Consider the following 15525-nt stretch of genomic DNA (forward strand, 5'->3'; position numbering starts at 1 on the left):
GTGCAGTGATGGCCGTGAGCCCGCAATGACAATGACTTCAGAACTCCCCGCAGCCTCCGTAGAACCTGGTGCCGAGCCGCGCAAGAGTCGCAAGAACAACCCGGAAAAGACCCGCGAAAACATCCTGCAGGAGGCGATTGTCGAATTCGTCCAGCAGGGGCTTTCCGGTGCCCGTGTCGATGCCATCGCCGAGCGCATCCACACCTCCAAGCGCATGATCTATTACTACTTCGGCAGTAAGGAACAGCTCTACGTCGAGGTGCTGGAGAAACTCTACGGCGATATCCGCAACACCGAAAATCGCCTGCACCTGGCAGAGCTGGCGCCGGTCGAAGCCATTCGGCGGCTGGTGGAGTTCACCTTCGATCACCATGATCGCAACGTCGATTTCGTGCGCATCGTCAGTATCGAGAACATTCACAACGCCGAGTACGTGAAGCGCTCCGATGCGATCAAGGCGATGAACAACACTATCCTCGATTCACTGGGCGAGATTCTGCGTCGCGGCGCCGAGCAGGGGCTGTTCCGTACCGGGCTTGATCCGCTGGACGTGCATTTGCTGATCAGTTCGTTCTGCTTCTATCGCGTCTCGAACCGCCACACCTTTGGTGAGATTTTTCAGATCGACCTGCCGGACGAACGTATCAAGCAGCGTCATCGGGAGATGATTTGCGAGTCGGTTCTGCGGTACCTGCAAGCCTGAGGTGAGGTGAGGGGGTTGGCCCCTCACTTCACTCATTCAGTCATTCATGCTCTGGAAATGCTCAAGCATCCGCTGGGCATCCGGGACTACGCCGCTGAACAACTCGAATGCTTTGACCGCCTGAAACACCGCCATGTTGCCGCCGTCCAGCGTCCGGCAACCGAGGGCGCGGGCGTTGCGCAGCAGTTCGGTTTCCAGTGGGAAGTAAACGATCTCCGCCACCCACAATTCGGCCCGCAGCAGCTCGACCGGCACGGGCATGCCCGGCAGTTTTTTCATGCCCATCGGCGTGGTGTTCACCAGGCCGTCAGCCTGGGCCATGGCGTCGGGCAGGTCATACCCGGCCACCGCCCGACTGACGCCGAAATGCTGATTGAGGTTGTCAGCCAGATCCTGGGCGCGGCGGATGTCCACGTCAAAAATGCTCAGCTGTTGTACGCCTTCGCTCAACAACGCGTGGGCCACCGCCGCACCTGCGCCACCAGCGCCCATCTGTACGACACGTTCAACGGCAACGCCTTTCAAACCCCGGCGAAACCCCTCGGCAAAGCCCAGGCAATCGGTGTTGTGGCCGATGCGTTTGCCATCCTTGAGCACCACTGTGTTGACCGCACCGATACCGCGGGCCTCCGGCGAGAGTTCGTCGAGCAGCGGGATGATTGCCTGCTTGCATGGAAAGGTTATGTTCAGCCCGGTGTAGTTCATGCGCTCGGCAGCCATCAACAGGTCGGGCAGGGCGTTGCTGTCGAGCTTCAACTGATCAAGATCAATCAGGCGATACAGGTAGCGCAGCCCCTGGGCATCGCCTTCATGCTCGTGCATGGCCGGTGTGCGGGACGCCTGGATGCCGGCGCCAATCAGCCCGGCCAGTATCACGTGGTTCTGAGTCACGGCGATCACCCCTTCAAACGATGACTGAAGTGTTCCAGCGCCAGGCGATAGCCATGACTGCCAAAACCGGCCATCACCGCCGTTGCAATGGCGGATACGAACGAATGGTGGCGGAAGGGCTCGCGGGCGTGCACGTTGGACAAGTGGACTTCGATCACCGGCAGTTCGCTGGCGACCAGGGCGTCGCGGATGGCGACCGAGGTGTGGGTCCACGCGGCAGGATTGATGACGATCCCGGCGCAGCGACCGCGGGCGGCGTGAATCCAGTCGAGCAATTCGCCTTCATGGTTGGTCTGGCGAAACTCCACCGCCAGGCCGAACTCTTCGGCGGCGCGTGCGCACAGGACCGAAATGTCTGCCAGGGTTTCGTGGCCGTAAGTCGCCGGTTCACGGGTGCCGAGCAGGTTCAGGTTCGGGCCGTTGAGCACCAGAACGATAGGGGGCATCGGAATCTCTCCACTTGTTATTTTTGGAATCGGCCGAGGACTTCAGCCTGTGGAGATAAATTGTACTAACTAGTTAATTTGGTCAATTGAAGTGAAGGTATGCAGGCTGTTTGTGGGCGGTGATCGGACACTTTCGCAGGTCAGCGCGGCAGGTGCTCCACGAGGAAATCGATAAACGCCCTCAAGCGCAGCGGTACATGGCGACTTTGCGGGTACAGCAAGGTAAACGGCCGCGAGCGCCCGCCATAGGGCTTGAGCACTTCCACCAGCGAGCCGTCGGCCAGTTCCTTTTCAACGATAAACCGGTAGGTCTGAAACAACCCCGCCCCGTGTTTGGCCAGGGTCACACCGCCCAGCACATCGTCGGAGCAACTGAGATTGCCCTCGGCCAGAATCTCCCGGGGCACGCCTTCATCGTTGAACAGCCAGGCAATGCGTCGGCCGCTGCTGGGCAATTCGTACTGGATGCACTCGTGGTTTTCGAGGTCGTCGAGGGTTTGCGGAGTGCCGGTCCGTTTCAGGTAATCAGGGCTGGCGATCATCACCAGGGCGGCATCTTCCAACGGTCGGGCGATCAGGCCGGAATCCGGGATGGCTCGCACGCGAATCGCCATGTCGTAGCCTTCGCCGACGAAATCGATGTTGCGATTACTGATGTGCGACTCGACCTTCACCGCCGGATAGCGCGCCCGAAATTCGGGCAACAGCGGCAGAATTCGATGATGCGCGTAGGTGGTCGGAATACTGATGCGCAACGTACCGGACGGCACTTGCTGCTGGCCCATCACCTCGCGCTGGGCCTCGACCAGTTGCGCAAGGGCCTGGCGACATTCTTCGTAGTAACGGCGACCACTGTCGGTCAGCTTCACACTACGCGTGGTGCGCGCGAACAGGCGCACACCAAGGCGTTCTTCCATGCGCGACACCGAACGGCTCACGGCAGCGGGGGTGACACCCGCCACCAGCGCCGCGGCAGTAAAACTGCCGGCCTCGGCGGCCAGGCAAAACAGCTCGATGCTGCCCAACTGAAGATCGTCGAATTGTCGCTGCATGATTGATTACACCGGGGATCAGATGAAGTAACTGGACCAGTATTTATCAGGTGCCAGCGTCGTAATGAAAGGATTTCTTACCATTGCGCGTGGTGTTCCGCAGGGCCGGGTAACGCCAGGACGCTAGTCTGAGGACGCAAGAATTGATTCGACGGCCAATGCCAGCGGTCGGATTCTCCAGGGAATGTCGAATCCTCGGACTCATAAACCTAACGGATGGGTTAGCATGAAGGTATGTAATCACAAGGGACTGTCGGTGGTGATCATGTTGCGAGACGAGCATTGTCCGCCTCATGCGCATGTGGAGGCGGGTACATGGAGTGCGAGGTTCAGGTTCAGCTTTTGGCACAACGGTGTCGAGCTCTGGGATGTAGTTCCGCTTTCGCGTCGGCCACCGTTAGCAGTGCTTGAGGGATTGCGCCAATCGCTCCAGCAGCCTGCCCATTTGCGGCGCGCCCGGGGCATCTGGTGGCGAAAATTGCAAACGGCTTGTCTTGATAATCAATTGTGGGACTGGCAAAGCAACGAAGTCGTTGTGGTGAAAAGGGTTGTCAGTACGACCAACATGATTGGGTCGGCTTGCTACGAACCTGAATCGAACAAGACGTTGCTGTCCCTGATAGGCACACAGGAAAGTGTAGAGATCGAGTTATGAAAACGATAAAAGCCAAGGTTCAGGCCGATAATCCCGTAACGGAAAGCAGCCTGGACAAAGCCATTGAACGTGGCGAGTTACGTAGAAAAAATAGCCTGCAAGCGACGGCGGTTACCTACCTGCCCCCCTGTCTGGCCGTCAGCTTCGAAGACGGCAGCGGCGTATTGTTGCCCGTAGCCAACTATCCGGAGTTCGATGATTTTGAGGGAGAGGAACTTGCCAGTCTGACTGTCGGCTACGCGGGTACTGCCCTGTGCCATGAAGGCAAGGACCTGCATGTATCTATTGCCGGGTTGATTTCTGCGAGCAAGCCGCTGATGGCCATGGCGGCGTCGGTCGTTGCTTCGCGCAATGGTCGCCAGAGCAGCGCCGCAAAGTCTGAAGCTGCGCGGGCCAATGGCAAGAAGGGCGGGCGCCCGCGCAAGGTCGATGTTGTCTTGCCGGTACCCACAAAAAAGCCGTCGTGAAGGCGGCTTTTTTGTGCCTGGCAGGTGTCATCAACGCCGGGTCAGCATCACCCCCGATTCCATGTGATGGGTCCACGGGAACTGGTCGAACATCGCGCATTGGCTGATGCGGTGGGTGTCGTGCAGTTGGGCGATGTTGGCTGCCAGGGTCTCCGGGTTGCAGGAGATGTACAGGATGTTGTCGAAGCGCCGGGTCAGCTCGCAGGTGTCCGGGTCCATGCCGGCGCGGGGCGGGTCGACAAAGACGCTACCGAACTCGTAGCTCTTGAGGTCGATACCGTGCAGGCGGCGGAACGGACGCACTTCGTTCAGGGCTTCGGTCAGCTCTTCGGCGGACAAGCGCACCAGGGTGACGTTATCTACCGCGTTTTCGCTGAGATTGCTCAAGGCCGCGTTGACCGAGGTCTTGCTGATTTCGGTGGCCAGCACCTTGCGCACGCGGGTGGCGAGGGGCAGGGTGAAGTTGCCGTTGCCGCAGTACAGTTCCAGCAAATCATCGGAGCGATCGCCGAGCGCATCGTATGCCCAGTTGAGCATCTTCTGGTTCACCGTGCCGTTGGGCTGGGTGAACGCGCCTTCAGGCTGGCGATAGCTGAAGGTGCGGCCGCCGACTTCCAGCTTCTCGACCACGTAATCGTGACCGATGACTTCGCGCTTGCCCTTGGAGCGGCCGATGATGCTGACGTTCAGGTCCGTCGCCAGTTTCGACGCCGCTGCATGCCAGTGCTCGTCCAGCGGGCGGTGATAGCACAGGGTGATCATCGCGTCGCCGGCCAGAGTGGTCAGGAACTCCACCTGGAACAGCTTGTGGCTCAGGGGCGCGCTGGCTTGCCACGCTGCCTTCAGCTGCGGCATCAAATGGTTGATGCGCAGGCTGGCAATCGGGAACTCTTCGATCAGGATTGGCGTGCGTTTGTCTTCCTGGGAAAACATCGCGTAGTGACGCTCGCCGGCCTCGCGCCACAGGCGGAACTCGGCGCGCAGGCGGAAGTTTTTCAGCGGCGAATCGAAAACGGCTGGCTCCGGTGCATCGAACGGGGCCAGCAGGTCACGCAGGCGCGTGACCTTTTCTTCGAGCTGAACGGCGTAGGCCTGGGAATCAAAAGTCATGCGTTGAACCAACCCAGCTTGATCACGAACAGAATCGACAGGATCACCAGCGCCGGGTTCAGCTCACGGCCACGACCGGACATCAGCTTGATGGCGGTCCAGGAAATGAAACCGAAGGCGATGCCATTGGCGATGGAGTAAGTGAACGGCATTGCCAGCGCGGTGATCACCACCGGCGCGGCGACGGTAATGTCGTCCCAGTCTATTTCGGCCAGGCCGGATGTCATCAGCACGGCGACGAACAGCAGTGCCGGTGCAGTGGCGAACGCCGGAACGCTGGCGGCCAGTGGCGAGAAGAACAGCGCCAGCAGGAACAGGAACGCCACCACGATGGCAGTCAGGCCGGTGCGGCCACCGGCACTCACGCCGGCGGCGGATTCGATGTAACTGGTGGTGGTCGAGGTGCCCAACAGGGAACCGGCCATGGCGGCGGTGCTGTCGGCGATCAGGGCACGGCCCATTTTCGGCATGTGACCGTCCTTGCGCATCAGACCGGCGCGCTTGGCCACACCGATCAGGGTGCCGGAGTTGTCGAACAGATCGACGAACAGGAAGGCGAAGATCACGCTGATCAGGCCGATGTCCAGTGCACCCTTGATGTCCAGTTGCAGGAATGTCGGGGCCAGGGACGGCGGCATCGACATCACGCCGCCGAACGGGGTGAAGCCCATCACGATGGAAATGATGGTCACCACCAGAATGCCGATCAGCACTGCGCCGCGCACGGCAAGGGCTTCGAGGGCGACGATCAGGGCAAAACCGAGGGTGGCAAGGATCGGGGCCGGTTGTTTCAGGTCACCGAGGCCGACCATGGTCGCCGGGTTGCTGACCACGATGCCGGCGTTGTGCAGGGCGATCAGTGCCAGGAACAGGCCGATGCCGGCGGCAATCGCCGAGCGCAGCGGTAGCGGGATGCTGTTGATGATCCATTCACGGATGCGGAATATCGACAGCAGGAAGAAGCACACCGCCGAGATGAACACCGCGCCCAGCGCCACTTGCCAGGTATGGCCCATGTGCAGGACCACGGTGTAGGTAAAGAAGGCGTTCAGGCCCATGCCCGGTGCGAGGGCGATCGGGTAGTTGGCGATCAGGCCCATGGTCGTCGAGCCGATGGCAGCTGCCAGACAGGTGGCGACAAACACTGCGCCCTTGTCCATGCCGGTCTCGCCGAGGATGCTCGGGTTGACGAACAGAATGTAGGCCATGGCCAAAAAGGTCGTGACGCCCGCCAGAATCTCGGTCCGCACGTTGGTGTTGTGTGCCTTGAGTTGAAACAGCCTTTCCAGCATGTCTGCTCCCCGTGGCGCGCCGGGCGCCGTGAATGTATCGACCTCAACAGCAAAGCACAGGCAGCAGAACGCGCCTGGAAATTACTGTGGGCCGGAAAAAGCCGCGCATCATACCAGTAGCTTGGGAATATGGCTGCTTTGGCGGTGATCGTCGTCGATGTTTTGCGACAAAGCCAAGTGCGCCATACTGCGCGCTGGTTTTTTGGGGTGGATGGGTCCTGCATGAAAAAGCGTCTGGTTGCCGCCCTCGGAATAGGGGGGGCGTTGTTTCTCGGGGCGCAAACGACCGTGGCGGCCTCGGCTCCACCGCTGACGCAGTTGAAAGTACTCAAAGTCGCGTCGCCGTCCTGTGGTGTCGAGAACATCGACGAAGGGCAAAACCGGACTCGCTGCGATCACATTGGCCCGAACATCATGGTGTACGTGCTGGAAGTGGGTTATGGGCGGGAGGCCCATGTCGCCCTGGATGGTTTCGAAGTGAATGGCACCCGCACACCAGTTTGTGCGTTCAAGAACGGCAACCTGACCAGCTGCACTCCCGGGGAAAAAACCGTCGGCTATTTGTATGCCCTCGATCTGGCGGGCAAGCAGGAAGGCACGCTGACCTTTAGCAATACCTCGATCAACGCGCCCGGCAATACGATGTCGACGCAGCTTTATATCCAGTAACCGCACGTATCGAACAAGGGTCAGAAAGCTGACTACGCTTAAAAGATCATTCCGTGGACAGTACCCGATGACCTTTAGAGCCTTGATTGCCCTCGCCGAGGGCACCGATGACCTGCAAACCGTGACCCTGATCGACGTGCTGCGCCGCGCCAAAATAGAAGTGGTGGTGGCCAGTATCGAAGGGCGACGCATGCTCACCTGCGCCCGCGGCACTCGCCTGACGTCCGATGCGATGCTGGTGGACTTGCTGGCGCAACCCTTCGACCTGATTGCCTTGCCCGGTGGAGCAGTGGGTTCGCAGCACCTGGCAGCCCACCAACCCCTGCAACAATTGGTCAAGGATCAGGCGGCGGCCGGTCGCCTGTTCGCCGGCATCGCCGAAGCGCCCGCCGTGGCACTGCAGGCCTTTGGCGTATTGCGTCAACGGCGCATGACCTGCCTGCCTTCGGCCAGCCATCAACTGCTGGGCTGTAACTTCGTCGATCAACCGGTAGTGGTCGATGGCAACTGCATCACCGCCCAGGGCTCGGCTGGCGCATTGGCATTTGCCCTGGCGCTGGTGGAACAACTCTGCGGAAAAGCCACTCGTATGGCAGTGGCGGGGGAGTTGCTCGTTTAGAGAGTGTCAGACCTTCGCCTTTTCCTTCTCTTCATCTTTAGCCACGTGCATGCGATCGCGGCTGGCCAGTGTCGGGAACAGTTTGACCCACACCCCGGTCACCACCAGCGTGCCGATCCCGCCCATGACCACCGCTGGCACGGTGCCGAACCAGTGGGCAGTCAGTCCCGATTCGAATTCGCCCAACTGGTTCGAGGCACCGATGAACAGTCCATTGACGGCGCTGACCCGGCCGCGCATTTCGTCCGGGGTTTCCAGTTGAACGAACGAGGCGCGGATCACCATGCTGATCATGTCTGCCGCGCCCAACACCACCAACACCGCCAGGGAAAACCAGAACGAGGTCGACAGGCCGAAGGCGATGGTCGCCACGCCGAAGATGCCCACGGCCGTGAACATCACCCGTCCGACGTTGCGTTCCACGGCAAACCGCGCCAGGAACAGCGACATCAGCAGCGCGCCTACCGCCGGCGCCGAGCGCAGCAGGCCAAGCCCCCACGGGCCAGTCAGCAGAATGTCCTTGGCGAACACCGGCAGCAGCGCTGTGGCGCCACCCAATAGCACCGCAAACAGATCGAGGGAGATCGCCCCGAGAATGTCCGGACGACTGCGGATGAAGCGAATGCCCGCCAGCAGTGAGTCCAGCGTGGCCTTGCCCTTGTTCAGCGGGGTTTGGCGGGCCGGCAGGTTGAGCATCAGCGAACAGGCGATGACATACAAAAGCACCGTCGGGCCATACACCCAGACGCTGCCGAAGGCGTAGAGCAAGCCGCCGAGGGCTGGAGCGACGATGGTTGCCGATTGCTGGGCCGATTGTGCGGCGGCCACTGCACGGGGAAACAACGCGCTGGGAACGATACTGGGCAACAGGGCCTGGGTGGTCGGCATTTCAAAGGAACGAGCGGCACCGAGCAGGAAGGCCAGGATAAAGATCATTTCCCGGGTGACATGGTCGGTGGCGCTGCCGATGGCCAGCGACAGGGCGATCAATGCCTGGAGGGACTGGCAGATCGCCGCGACCTTGCGCCGGTCATAACGGTCGGCGACGTGCCCTGTGTGCAGCATGAACAGTACGCGCGGGGCGAACTCGACCAGGCCGACCAGACCCAGGTCGAGCACATTGCCGGTCAGTTGGTACAGGTTCCAGCCGATGGCCACGGTGAGCATCTGGAAGCCGCTGGCGGTAAATACCCGGGCCAGCCAGAACGCGAGAAAAGGGCGATGGTGACGTAACAGCAAGGGCTCTTGGCTGGGCATCTGCGCGAAGATCTGGGGAGAGGGGAGTGGCGAGATTATCACCAACCTGTAACAGAAAGTTGCCGTGACAAAAGATTTAGTTAGCCAGACATCGATTTCAGTAGCACTACCAATCCCTGTGGGAGCGGGCTTGCTCGCGAAGAGGGCGGCACATCCGGCATTGAAGTCGTCTGACACTCCGCCTTCGCGAGCAAGCCCGCTCCCACAGGAAATGTATTTCAGCTCGTGACCAAGGCCGTGAGGCAACTTGTCACGCGGCAAAAGACCACGCGGTTCATCCCCGAAATTGGGACTACTCTTTCAACGTTGATTGATCCAGATCAAAACCCACAAAAGGAATTGATCCGGCGGCCGCAAGGCCAGACTCCCTGCGTTGTGATGCGTGCAAAAAAAAGAACAAACAGAGATTCGCCACACTCCATATCCGTGGGGGCCGTGGGTGCAGGCTTCCAGCCGGCAGCCGTACTACCTGACAGAGGAAGACTTATGTTCGGTTTAGAGGCACTTGATCTCGCCCGAATTCAGTTCGCGTTCACCATCTCGTTCCACATCCTGTTTCCGGCCATCACCATCGGCCTGGCGAGTTACCTGGCGGTACTCGAAGGCCTGTGGCTGAAAACCCATAACGACACCTACCGCGACCTCTACCATTTCTGGTCGAAGATCTTTGCCGTCAACTTCGGCATGGGGGTGGTTTCCGGGCTGGTAATGGCCTATCAGTTCGGCACCAACTGGAGCCGCTTCTCGGACTTCGCCGGTTCCGTGACCGGGCCGTTGCTGACCTATGAAGTGCTCACGGCGTTCTTCCTCGAGGCCGGGTTCCTCGGTGTCATGCTGTTTGGCTGGAACAAGGTCGGGCGTGGCCTGCACTTCTTCGCCACCGTGATGGTGGCCATCGGTACGTTGATCTCGACTTTCTGGATTCTTGCCTCCAATAGCTGGATGCAAACCCCGCAGGGCTTCGAGATCGTCAACGGTCAGGTCATACCCACCGACTGGCTGGCGATTATCTTCAACCCTTCGTTCCCGTATCGCCTGATGCACATGGCCACGGCAGCCTTCGTCGCCACGGCCTTCTTCGTCGGTTCCTCCGCGGCCTGGCATTTGCTGCGCGGCAAGGACAACCCGGCGATCCGCAAAATGCTCTCGATGGCCATGTGGATGGCATTGATCGTCGCGCCGATACAGGCGGTCATCGGCGACTTCCACGGTCTCAATACGCTCAAGCATCAGCCGGCGAAAATCGCTGCGATCGAAGGCCACTGGGAAAACAAGGGCGACGAGGCGACGCCGCTGATCCTGTTCGGCTGGCCGGACATGAAGGAGGAGAAGACCAAATTCGCTGTCGAAATCCCGTACCTGGGTAGCCTGATTCTCACGCACTCCCTGGATAAACAGGTGCCGGCGCTCAAGGAGTTCCCGCCTGAAGACCGGCCGAATTCGACCATCGTGTTCTGGTCGTTCCGGATCATGGTGGGGCTGGGCTTGCTGATGATCTTCACCGGATTGTGGAGCCTGTGGCTGCGCAAGCGCGACACCCTCTACACCTCGCGGCCGTTCCTGTACCTGGCGCTGTGGATGGGGCCGTCCGGCCTGATCGCGATTCTCGCCGGCTGGTTCACCACGGAAATCGGCCGTCAGCCTTGGGTGGTCTATGGTCTGATGCGTACGGCGGATGCGTCGTCCAACCATAGCTTCATGCAGATGAGCATCACCCTGATCCTGTTTGTCGTGGTTTATTTCGCGCTGTTTGGCGCCGGTCTTGGCTACATGATGCGCCTGGTGCGCAAGGGGCCGAAGATCGACGAAGGCAAGGAAACCAACGACGGTGGCCCCGGCCAGAAGCGCACACCGGCCCGGCCGCTGTCCGCCGCCGACGACGATCACGCCGATGCCGGCCAAAGCCTGACCAAGGAGATTTGAATCATGGGTATTGATCTTCCGCTGATCTGGGCCGTGATCATCATCTTCGGCATCATGATGTACGTGGTCATGGACGGTTTCGACCTGGGCATCGGGATTCTCTTCCCGTTCATTCCGGGCAAGACCGATCGCGATGTGATGATGAACACCGTCGCCCCGGTCTGGGACGGCAACGAGACCTGGCTGGTGTTGGGTGGCGCGGCGTTGTTCGGCGCGTTTCCGCTGGCCTATTCGGTGGTGCTCTCGGCGTTGTACCTGCCGCTGATCCTGATGTTGATCGGGTTGATCTTCCGCGGCGTGGCCTTCGAGTTCCGCTTCAAGGCCAGGGACGACAAGCGCCATCTGTGGGACAAGGCGTTCATCGGTGGCTCGGTCACTGCGACGTTCTTCCAGGGCGTTGCGCTTGGCGCGTTCATCGACGGGCTGCCTGTGGTCAATCGGCAGTTCGCCGGTGGTTCACTGGACTGGCTGACACCGTTCACGATGTTCTGTGGTGCGGCGCTGGTCGTGGCGTATGCCTTGCTCGGTTGCACCTGGCTGATCATGAAGACCGAAGGCAAGTTGCAGGAGCAGATGCATGACCTGGCACGGCCATTGGCCTTCGTGCTGCTGGCGGTGATCGGCATTGTCAGCATCTGGACCCCGTTGGCCCACACGGATATCGCCGCACGCTGGTTCACCATGCCGAATCTGTTCTGGTTCATGCCGGTGCCGATCCTGGTGCTGGTGACGATGTACGGACTGATCCGCGCCGTGGCCCGCAACGCGCATTACACGCCGTTCCTGCTGACTCTGGTGCTGATCTTCCTCGGTTACAGCGGGTTGGGCATCAGTCTGTGGCCGAACATCATCCCGCCGTCGATCTCGATCTGGGACGCCGCCGCGCCGCCGCAAAGCCAGGGCTTCATGCTGGTGGGCACGCTGTTCATCATCCCGTTCATCCTGGGCTACACCTTCTGGAGCTACTACGTGTTCCGCGGCAAGGTCACCCATGAAGATGGTTACCACTAGTCTGCTGCACAACGAATCTGTGGGAGCGAGCTTGCTCGCGATGGCGTCCTGACAGACGCCATTGATCTACATCGGAGGATTTATCAATGAACGGCAAACATTCCCTGCACGACATTGAAGAAGCCGAAAAAAAGCCGCTGTGGCAGCGGCTCGGCTGGTTGGCCCTGATCTGGGTCGGCAGCGTGGGCGCCTTGTTCATCGTCGCCAGCCTGATGCGTCTGTTCATGAACGCGGCCGGCCTGACCACGCACTGAATATCTCTCCCGTGGCCTCGAGGCACGGATTTACGACCCTCCTGCCGGAGGGTTTTTTTTGCCTGTTACTTGCGCGCCTTGAGGATCACGAATTTCGGATTGGCCGCCACTTGCTCGACGCCACGGAACAATCGCGCCAGCTTGCTGTGGTAGCCCAGGTGACGATTGCCGACGATATACAGCGCGCCGCCCACCACCAGCGCTTCGCGCGCCTGCTGGAACATCCGCCAGGCCAGGAAGTCGCCCACCACCTGTTGCTGGTGAAACGGTGGATTGCACAGCACGACGTCAAGCGATTGCGGTTCCTGGCCGGCCAGGCCATCACCGGCGCGCACGATCACTTCCCGTTCACCCAGCGCTGCGCGCCAGTTCTCGGACGCCGATTGCACGGCCATGTACGACTCGTCCACCAGTGTGTAGTGGGCCTCGGGGTTTTGCAGGGCGCTGGCGATGGCCAGGACGCCGTTGCCGCAACCGAGATCGGCGACCCGCGCCGAACCTAGGTTTTTCGGCAGGTGTGGCAAAAACGCCCGGGTACCGATGTCCAGGCCTTCGCGGCAAAACACGTTGGCGTGGTTGAGCAGTTCGATGGCCGGTTCGTCGAGTCTGTATCGCGTTGGGTAAGGCGACACCGCTGGGGTTTTGTCCTGAGCCGTGGCAATCAATAGCCGCGCCTTCTTCACCGCCAACGAGGCTTGCACGGGGCCGATGTAGCGCTCCAGCAAGTCTCCCGCCGCCCGGGGCAGATGCTTGATCATGGCTGCGGCAACCACTTGGGCGCCAGGTGCCAGTTGACCTTGCAGGCGGATCAGTTGTTCTTCCAGCAGGGCCAGGGTTTTCGGTACACGGATCAGCACACAGTCGAACGGCCCGGCAGGGGTTTCACTGGCGGGTACGCTCGGCAAGACATCAAAGGTCAGGCCGTTGCGCACCAGGTTCTTTTCCAGACCCTGGAAAGCCAGGAACGAATCACCGCTGCTGACCACCCGCACCTTGCCCGCCAGGCTGGCCGCCAACGCGCCGAAACTGTCATTGAGCACCAATACCCGGGTGTCCGACGCCGGTTGCTGTTCGGCCAGATGATTGAGCAGGTATTCATCGGCCGCATCGAAAGCTTGCAGCGGTTCATTCTGCTGTTCGGGCTGGCGGATCAGGTCGAGGCTGGCGAAGGGTGTTTCGAGCAAAGGCATGGGGCGGGGCTCTGGGTAATCAACGGATGTCCCGCTGCCCGAAGGCGTTGGAGCGGGCGGAGCCGTCCGAGTGTAATGCGACGTGAAGGTCTACACGCCATCACTCAGGAGGGACCGCAAATGGTACGTTTTTTTTGTCTGGATTACCCGCGGGTTTTCCCGCAGCCGGGCGCTTTCAGATGGCTCCGGACCGGGCCGCGGCAATGACGGCCGCAATCTTGTTGTTGACGCCGAGCTTCTCGATAGCCCTCTGCACATGAAAGTTGATTGTGCGTTCACTCAAACTGAGGATCCTGGCAATTTCATAGGCCGTCTTGCCATCGGCTGACAGTTTCAATACTTCAAGTTCCCGCCGTGACAAGGGGGGAGCCTGGGGGCGAGCCGGTTTTTTCGGTTGCATCCCGAGCGCCAGCGCGTGCAAATGGCGGCTGATGAACACCGAGAATCCAAGATGCTCGTACAGCTCATAGGCTGAAATCGGGCAGTGGCTTCTGGCCAGGCTGAGAATACTGCGCTGACCGGTTTCCTCATCAAAGATCGCCTGGGACCAGCCATGCTGCAAACCGTGTTGCTGCAGCAACTGCCATAGCCATGGCGCCCTGGAAAAAAGCTCTTCGCTCCAGAGAACCGGCAACATTGAATGATTGCAATGCGCCACTATCGGATCTATTTGCGTGGCGTTGTTTTTTTCATATTGAGTGTTCCACTCATGGGGGAAATTATTCAGGTTCAGCGTACTGGTATCGACTCCGACTGAGTTCGAAGTTATTGAAAAGCCACAAAATTTATATCCAAGGTTTCTAGCGAAGTTGAGCGCGATTAGATAGGCAGTTTTGATCTCTTGCGTGTGTGACAATTGCTTGAGCTGTGACTCCTTCCAGATTTCCATACAAGGGGCTCCATCACCGTGTCTTCTGGGTGCGGTCTTGGATCCAAGATTCGGCACGTCACGAAGTGTAGGATAATTCCTACGGTGATGGTGCGACAATTTTGCTCTTTTGAATGTTGGAAAAGTGTATTTCAGGTTCTTAAGCAATCGATGGGATATAAAATGCCATATGTCATTTTATAATGATGGGTGTGTGCCGCATTTGGTAAGCAGTCACTAGTGCGGATTAATGTCACTACAAACTGTCGGTGGTTACGCTGCTTTCTTTGCGGGACACTGGGGTATCTTTCGATTGGAGCCTTCCATGTCCGTCAGTGAAGAAAAATTTACCCGTCAGACCTTGCTTGAGGTTCATCCGCTGACCCAGAGCCTGTTTACCTTGCGTGCCACCCGGGATGCAGGGTTTCGTTTTCGGGCGGGGCAGTTTGCCCGGTTGGGCGTCACCAAGGCTGACGGCAGCACGGTATGGCGCGCCTATTCCATGGTGTCCTCGCCCTTTGACGAGTTCCTCGAGTTCTTTTCCATTGTCGTACCGGGCGGTGAGTTCACCAGCGAGCTGAGCCGACTGGGTGTTGGCGATGCATTCCTGGTCGACCGCCAGGCCTTCGGTTATCTGACGCTGGACCGGTTTGTCGATGGGCGCGACCTGTGGTTGTTATCCACAGGCACGGGCATCGCGCCGTTCCTGTCGATACTCCAGGATTTCGAAGTCTGGGAGCGATTCGAGCGGATCATTCTGGTCTACAGCGTTCGCGAAGCCCGGGAACTGGCGTATCAGGAGCTGATCGCAGGGCTGGCGAAGCGTGATTATCTGGCGGAGTACGCCCATAAACTGCAATTGATCACCACGGTCACTCGTGAACAGCATCCCGGCTCATTGAACGGGCGGATCACCACGCTGATTGAAAACGGCGAACTGGAGCGGGTCGCGGGTGTTGCGCTGACGCCTGAGCATTCACGGGTCATGCTGTGCGGCAATCCGCAGATGATCGATGATACGCGCAAGCTGCTTAAACAGCGGGATATGCACTTGAGCCTCAGCCGGCGACCTGGTCAGGTGGCGGTGGAAAATTTCTGGTAAAAAAATGGCGCCTCGA

Annotated in this window: 17 protein-coding genes; 9 read left to right on the plus strand and 8 right to left on the minus strand. The window is 59.6% G+C overall.

Translation table 11 applies throughout. The features are described from left to right. The first annotated feature begins 25 nt into the window (after positions 1 to 25). Positions 26 to 703 (plus strand): TetR family transcriptional regulator, encoded by a 678-nt coding sequence (locus KGA98_RS00950; RefSeq protein ID WP_057713206.1) that lies wholly within the window; start codon positions 26 to 28, stop codon positions 701 to 703. A 36-nt stretch (positions 704 to 739) separates the two neighbouring features. Here KGA98_RS00950 and KGA98_RS00955 read toward each other — a convergent pair whose 3' ends face one another. From KGA98_RS00955 to KGA98_RS00965, 3 genes are all read right to left on the minus strand, one after another. Further along, entirely contained in the window at positions 740 to 1594 is an 855-nt protein-coding gene (locus KGA98_RS00955) for a shikimate dehydrogenase (protein WP_057716559.1), read from the minus strand. 5 nt (positions 1595 to 1599) lie between these two features. Then, a complete protein-coding gene (aroQ, locus tag KGA98_RS00960; protein WP_223500289.1) occupies positions 1600 to 2040 on the minus strand; it encodes a type II 3-dehydroquinate dehydratase in 441 nt (146 codons plus the stop codon). A 140-nt stretch (positions 2041 to 2180) separates the two neighbouring features. Then, positions 2181 to 3092: a LysR family transcriptional regulator gene (locus tag KGA98_RS00965; RefSeq protein ID WP_154947758.1), complete on the minus strand. Its 912-nt coding sequence runs from the start codon at positions 3090 to 3092 to the stop codon at positions 2181 to 2183. Between the two features lie 226 nt (positions 3093 to 3318). Here KGA98_RS00965 and KGA98_RS00970 point away from each other — a divergent pair, with 226 nt between their 5' ends. Together KGA98_RS00970 and KGA98_RS00975 are read left to right on the plus strand one after the other, a co-directional pair. After that, entirely contained in the window at positions 3319 to 3747 is a 429-nt protein-coding gene (locus KGA98_RS00970; RefSeq protein WP_150813511.1) for a DUF4160 domain-containing protein, read from the plus strand. Further along, complete coding sequence (locus KGA98_RS00975) at positions 3744 to 4214, plus strand: DUF2442 domain-containing protein (RefSeq protein ID WP_090451526.1); 471 nt, start codon at positions 3744 to 3746, stop codon at positions 4212 to 4214. The genes KGA98_RS00970 and KGA98_RS00975 overlap by 4 nt, the downstream gene beginning before the upstream one ends. A gap of 30 nt (positions 4215 to 4244) precedes the next feature. Here the strand turns inward: KGA98_RS00975 and trmA are convergent, their stop codons facing one another. Next, positions 4245 to 5324, minus strand: coding sequence for a tRNA (uridine(54)-C5)-methyltransferase TrmA (trmA, locus tag KGA98_RS00980; protein ID WP_223500292.1), 1080 nt, complete (start codon positions 5322 to 5324; stop codon positions 4245 to 4247). Beyond that, positions 5321 to 6616, minus strand: a complete 1296-nt coding sequence (locus tag KGA98_RS00985; protein ID WP_223500293.1) for an NCS2 family permease — start codon at positions 6614 to 6616, stop codon at positions 5321 to 5323. Before KGA98_RS00985 ends, trmA begins: the two co-directional genes overlap by 4 nt. A 222-nt stretch (positions 6617 to 6838) precedes the next feature. On the opposite strand from KGA98_RS00985, the gene KGA98_RS00990 reads away from it, so the two are divergent. Both KGA98_RS00990 and KGA98_RS00995 read left to right on the plus strand, forming a co-directional pair. Next, entirely contained in the window at positions 6839 to 7285 is a 447-nt protein-coding gene (locus tag KGA98_RS00990) for a DUF4879 domain-containing protein (RefSeq protein WP_223500505.1), read from the plus strand. A gap of 67 nt (positions 7286 to 7352) precedes the next feature. After that, entirely contained in the window at positions 7353 to 7904 is a 552-nt protein-coding gene (locus KGA98_RS00995) for a DJ-1 family glyoxalase III (protein ID WP_223500295.1), read from the plus strand. A gap of 6 nt (positions 7905 to 7910) precedes the next feature. Here the strand turns inward: KGA98_RS00995 and KGA98_RS01000 are convergent, their stop codons facing one another. Continuing rightward, complete coding sequence (locus tag KGA98_RS01000) at positions 7911 to 9161, minus strand: MFS transporter (protein ID WP_223500297.1); 1251 nt, start codon at positions 9159 to 9161, stop codon at positions 7911 to 7913. A 486-nt stretch (positions 9162 to 9647) separates the two neighbouring features. Between KGA98_RS01000 and KGA98_RS01005 the strand changes: the two genes are divergently transcribed. The 3 genes from KGA98_RS01005 (at position 9648) to KGA98_RS01015 (ending at position 12349) form a co-directional block, all read left to right on the plus strand. Further along, positions 9648 to 11084, plus strand: a complete 1437-nt coding sequence (locus tag KGA98_RS01005; protein ID WP_150813506.1) for a cytochrome ubiquinol oxidase subunit I — start codon at positions 9648 to 9650, stop codon at positions 11082 to 11084. A 3-nt stretch (positions 11085 to 11087) separates the two neighbouring features. After that, complete coding sequence (cydB, locus tag KGA98_RS01010) at positions 11088 to 12095, plus strand: cytochrome d ubiquinol oxidase subunit II (protein WP_056728750.1); 1008 nt, start codon at positions 11088 to 11090, stop codon at positions 12093 to 12095. A gap of 86 nt (positions 12096 to 12181) precedes the next feature. Next, positions 12182 to 12349, plus strand: coding sequence for a DUF2474 domain-containing protein (locus KGA98_RS01015; protein ID WP_015096916.1), 168 nt, complete (start codon positions 12182 to 12184; stop codon positions 12347 to 12349). A gap of 65 nt (positions 12350 to 12414) precedes the next feature. On the opposite strand, the gene KGA98_RS01020 is transcribed toward KGA98_RS01015, so the two are convergent. Both KGA98_RS01020 and KGA98_RS01025 read right to left on the minus strand, forming a co-directional pair. Then, the gene (locus KGA98_RS01020) at positions 12415 to 13539 is read right to left on the minus strand and encodes a methyltransferase (protein ID WP_223500308.1); all 1125 of its coding nucleotides are present in this window, start codon (positions 13537 to 13539) and stop codon (positions 12415 to 12417) included. Positions 13540 to 13714: 175 nt separating this feature from the next. Further along, entirely contained in the window at positions 13715 to 14428 is a 714-nt protein-coding gene (locus KGA98_RS01025) for an autoinducer binding domain-containing protein (protein WP_223500311.1), read from the minus strand. Between the two features lie 304 nt (positions 14429 to 14732). Here KGA98_RS01025 and KGA98_RS01030 point away from each other — a divergent pair, with 304 nt between their 5' ends. Further along, positions 14733 to 15509, plus strand: coding sequence for a ferredoxin--NADP reductase (locus KGA98_RS01030; RefSeq protein ID WP_223500313.1), 777 nt, complete (start codon positions 14733 to 14735; stop codon positions 15507 to 15509). The last annotated feature ends 16 nt before the right edge of the window (positions 15510 to 15525 follow it).

Source organism: Pseudomonas sp. BF-R-24 (assembly GCF_019947335.1).
In the GTDB taxonomy this organism is placed as follows: Bacteria; Pseudomonadota; Gammaproteobacteria; order Pseudomonadales; family Pseudomonadaceae; genus Aquipseudomonas; species Aquipseudomonas jessenii.

What these genes read in the sequence shown, in the direction of transcription:
- KGA98_RS00950 (WP_057713206.1), top strand. Translation starts at nt 26, where the DNA reads ATGACAATGACTTCAGAACTCCCCGCAGCCTCCGTAGAACCTGGTGCC.
- aroQ (WP_223500289.1), bottom strand. Translation starts at nt 2,040, where the DNA reads ATGCCCCCTATCGTTCTGGTGCTCAACGGCCCGAACCTGAACCTGCTC.
- KGA98_RS00965 (WP_154947758.1), bottom strand. Translation starts at nt 3,092, where the DNA reads ATGCAGCGACAATTCGACGATCTTCAGTTGGGCAGCATCGAGCTGTTT.
- KGA98_RS00970 (WP_150813511.1), top strand. Translation starts at nt 3,319, where the DNA reads ATGAAGGTATGTAATCACAAGGGACTGTCGGTGGTGATCATGTTGCGA.
- KGA98_RS00975 (WP_090451526.1), top strand. Translation starts at nt 3,744, where the DNA reads ATGAAAACGATAAAAGCCAAGGTTCAGGCCGATAATCCCGTAACGGAA.
- trmA (WP_223500292.1), bottom strand. Translation starts at nt 5,324, where the DNA reads ATGACTTTTGATTCCCAGGCCTACGCCGTTCAGCTCGAAGAAAAGGTC.
- KGA98_RS00985 (WP_223500293.1), bottom strand. Translation starts at nt 6,616, where the DNA reads ATGCTGGAAAGGCTGTTTCAACTCAAGGCACACAACACCAACGTGCGG.
- KGA98_RS00990 (WP_223500505.1), top strand. Translation starts at nt 6,839, where the DNA reads ATGAAAAAGCGTCTGGTTGCCGCCCTCGGAATAGGGGGGGCGTTGTTT.
- KGA98_RS00995 (WP_223500295.1), top strand. Translation starts at nt 7,353, where the DNA reads ATGACCTTTAGAGCCTTGATTGCCCTCGCCGAGGGCACCGATGACCTG.
- KGA98_RS01000 (WP_223500297.1), bottom strand. Translation starts at nt 9,161, where the DNA reads ATGCCCAGCCAAGAGCCCTTGCTGTTACGTCACCATCGCCCTTTTCTC.
- KGA98_RS01005 (WP_150813506.1), top strand. Translation starts at nt 9,648, where the DNA reads ATGTTCGGTTTAGAGGCACTTGATCTCGCCCGAATTCAGTTCGCGTTC.
- cydB (WP_056728750.1), top strand. Translation starts at nt 11,088, where the DNA reads ATGGGTATTGATCTTCCGCTGATCTGGGCCGTGATCATCATCTTCGGC.
- KGA98_RS01015 (WP_015096916.1), top strand. Translation starts at nt 12,182, where the DNA reads ATGAACGGCAAACATTCCCTGCACGACATTGAAGAAGCCGAAAAAAAG.
- KGA98_RS01020 (WP_223500308.1), bottom strand. Translation starts at nt 13,539, where the DNA reads ATGCCTTTGCTCGAAACACCCTTCGCCAGCCTCGACCTGATCCGCCAG.
- KGA98_RS01025 (WP_223500311.1), bottom strand. Translation starts at nt 14,428, where the DNA reads ATGGAAATCTGGAAGGAGTCACAGCTCAAGCAATTGTCACACACGCAA.
- KGA98_RS01030 (WP_223500313.1), top strand. Translation starts at nt 14,733, where the DNA reads ATGTCCGTCAGTGAAGAAAAATTTACCCGTCAGACCTTGCTTGAGGTT.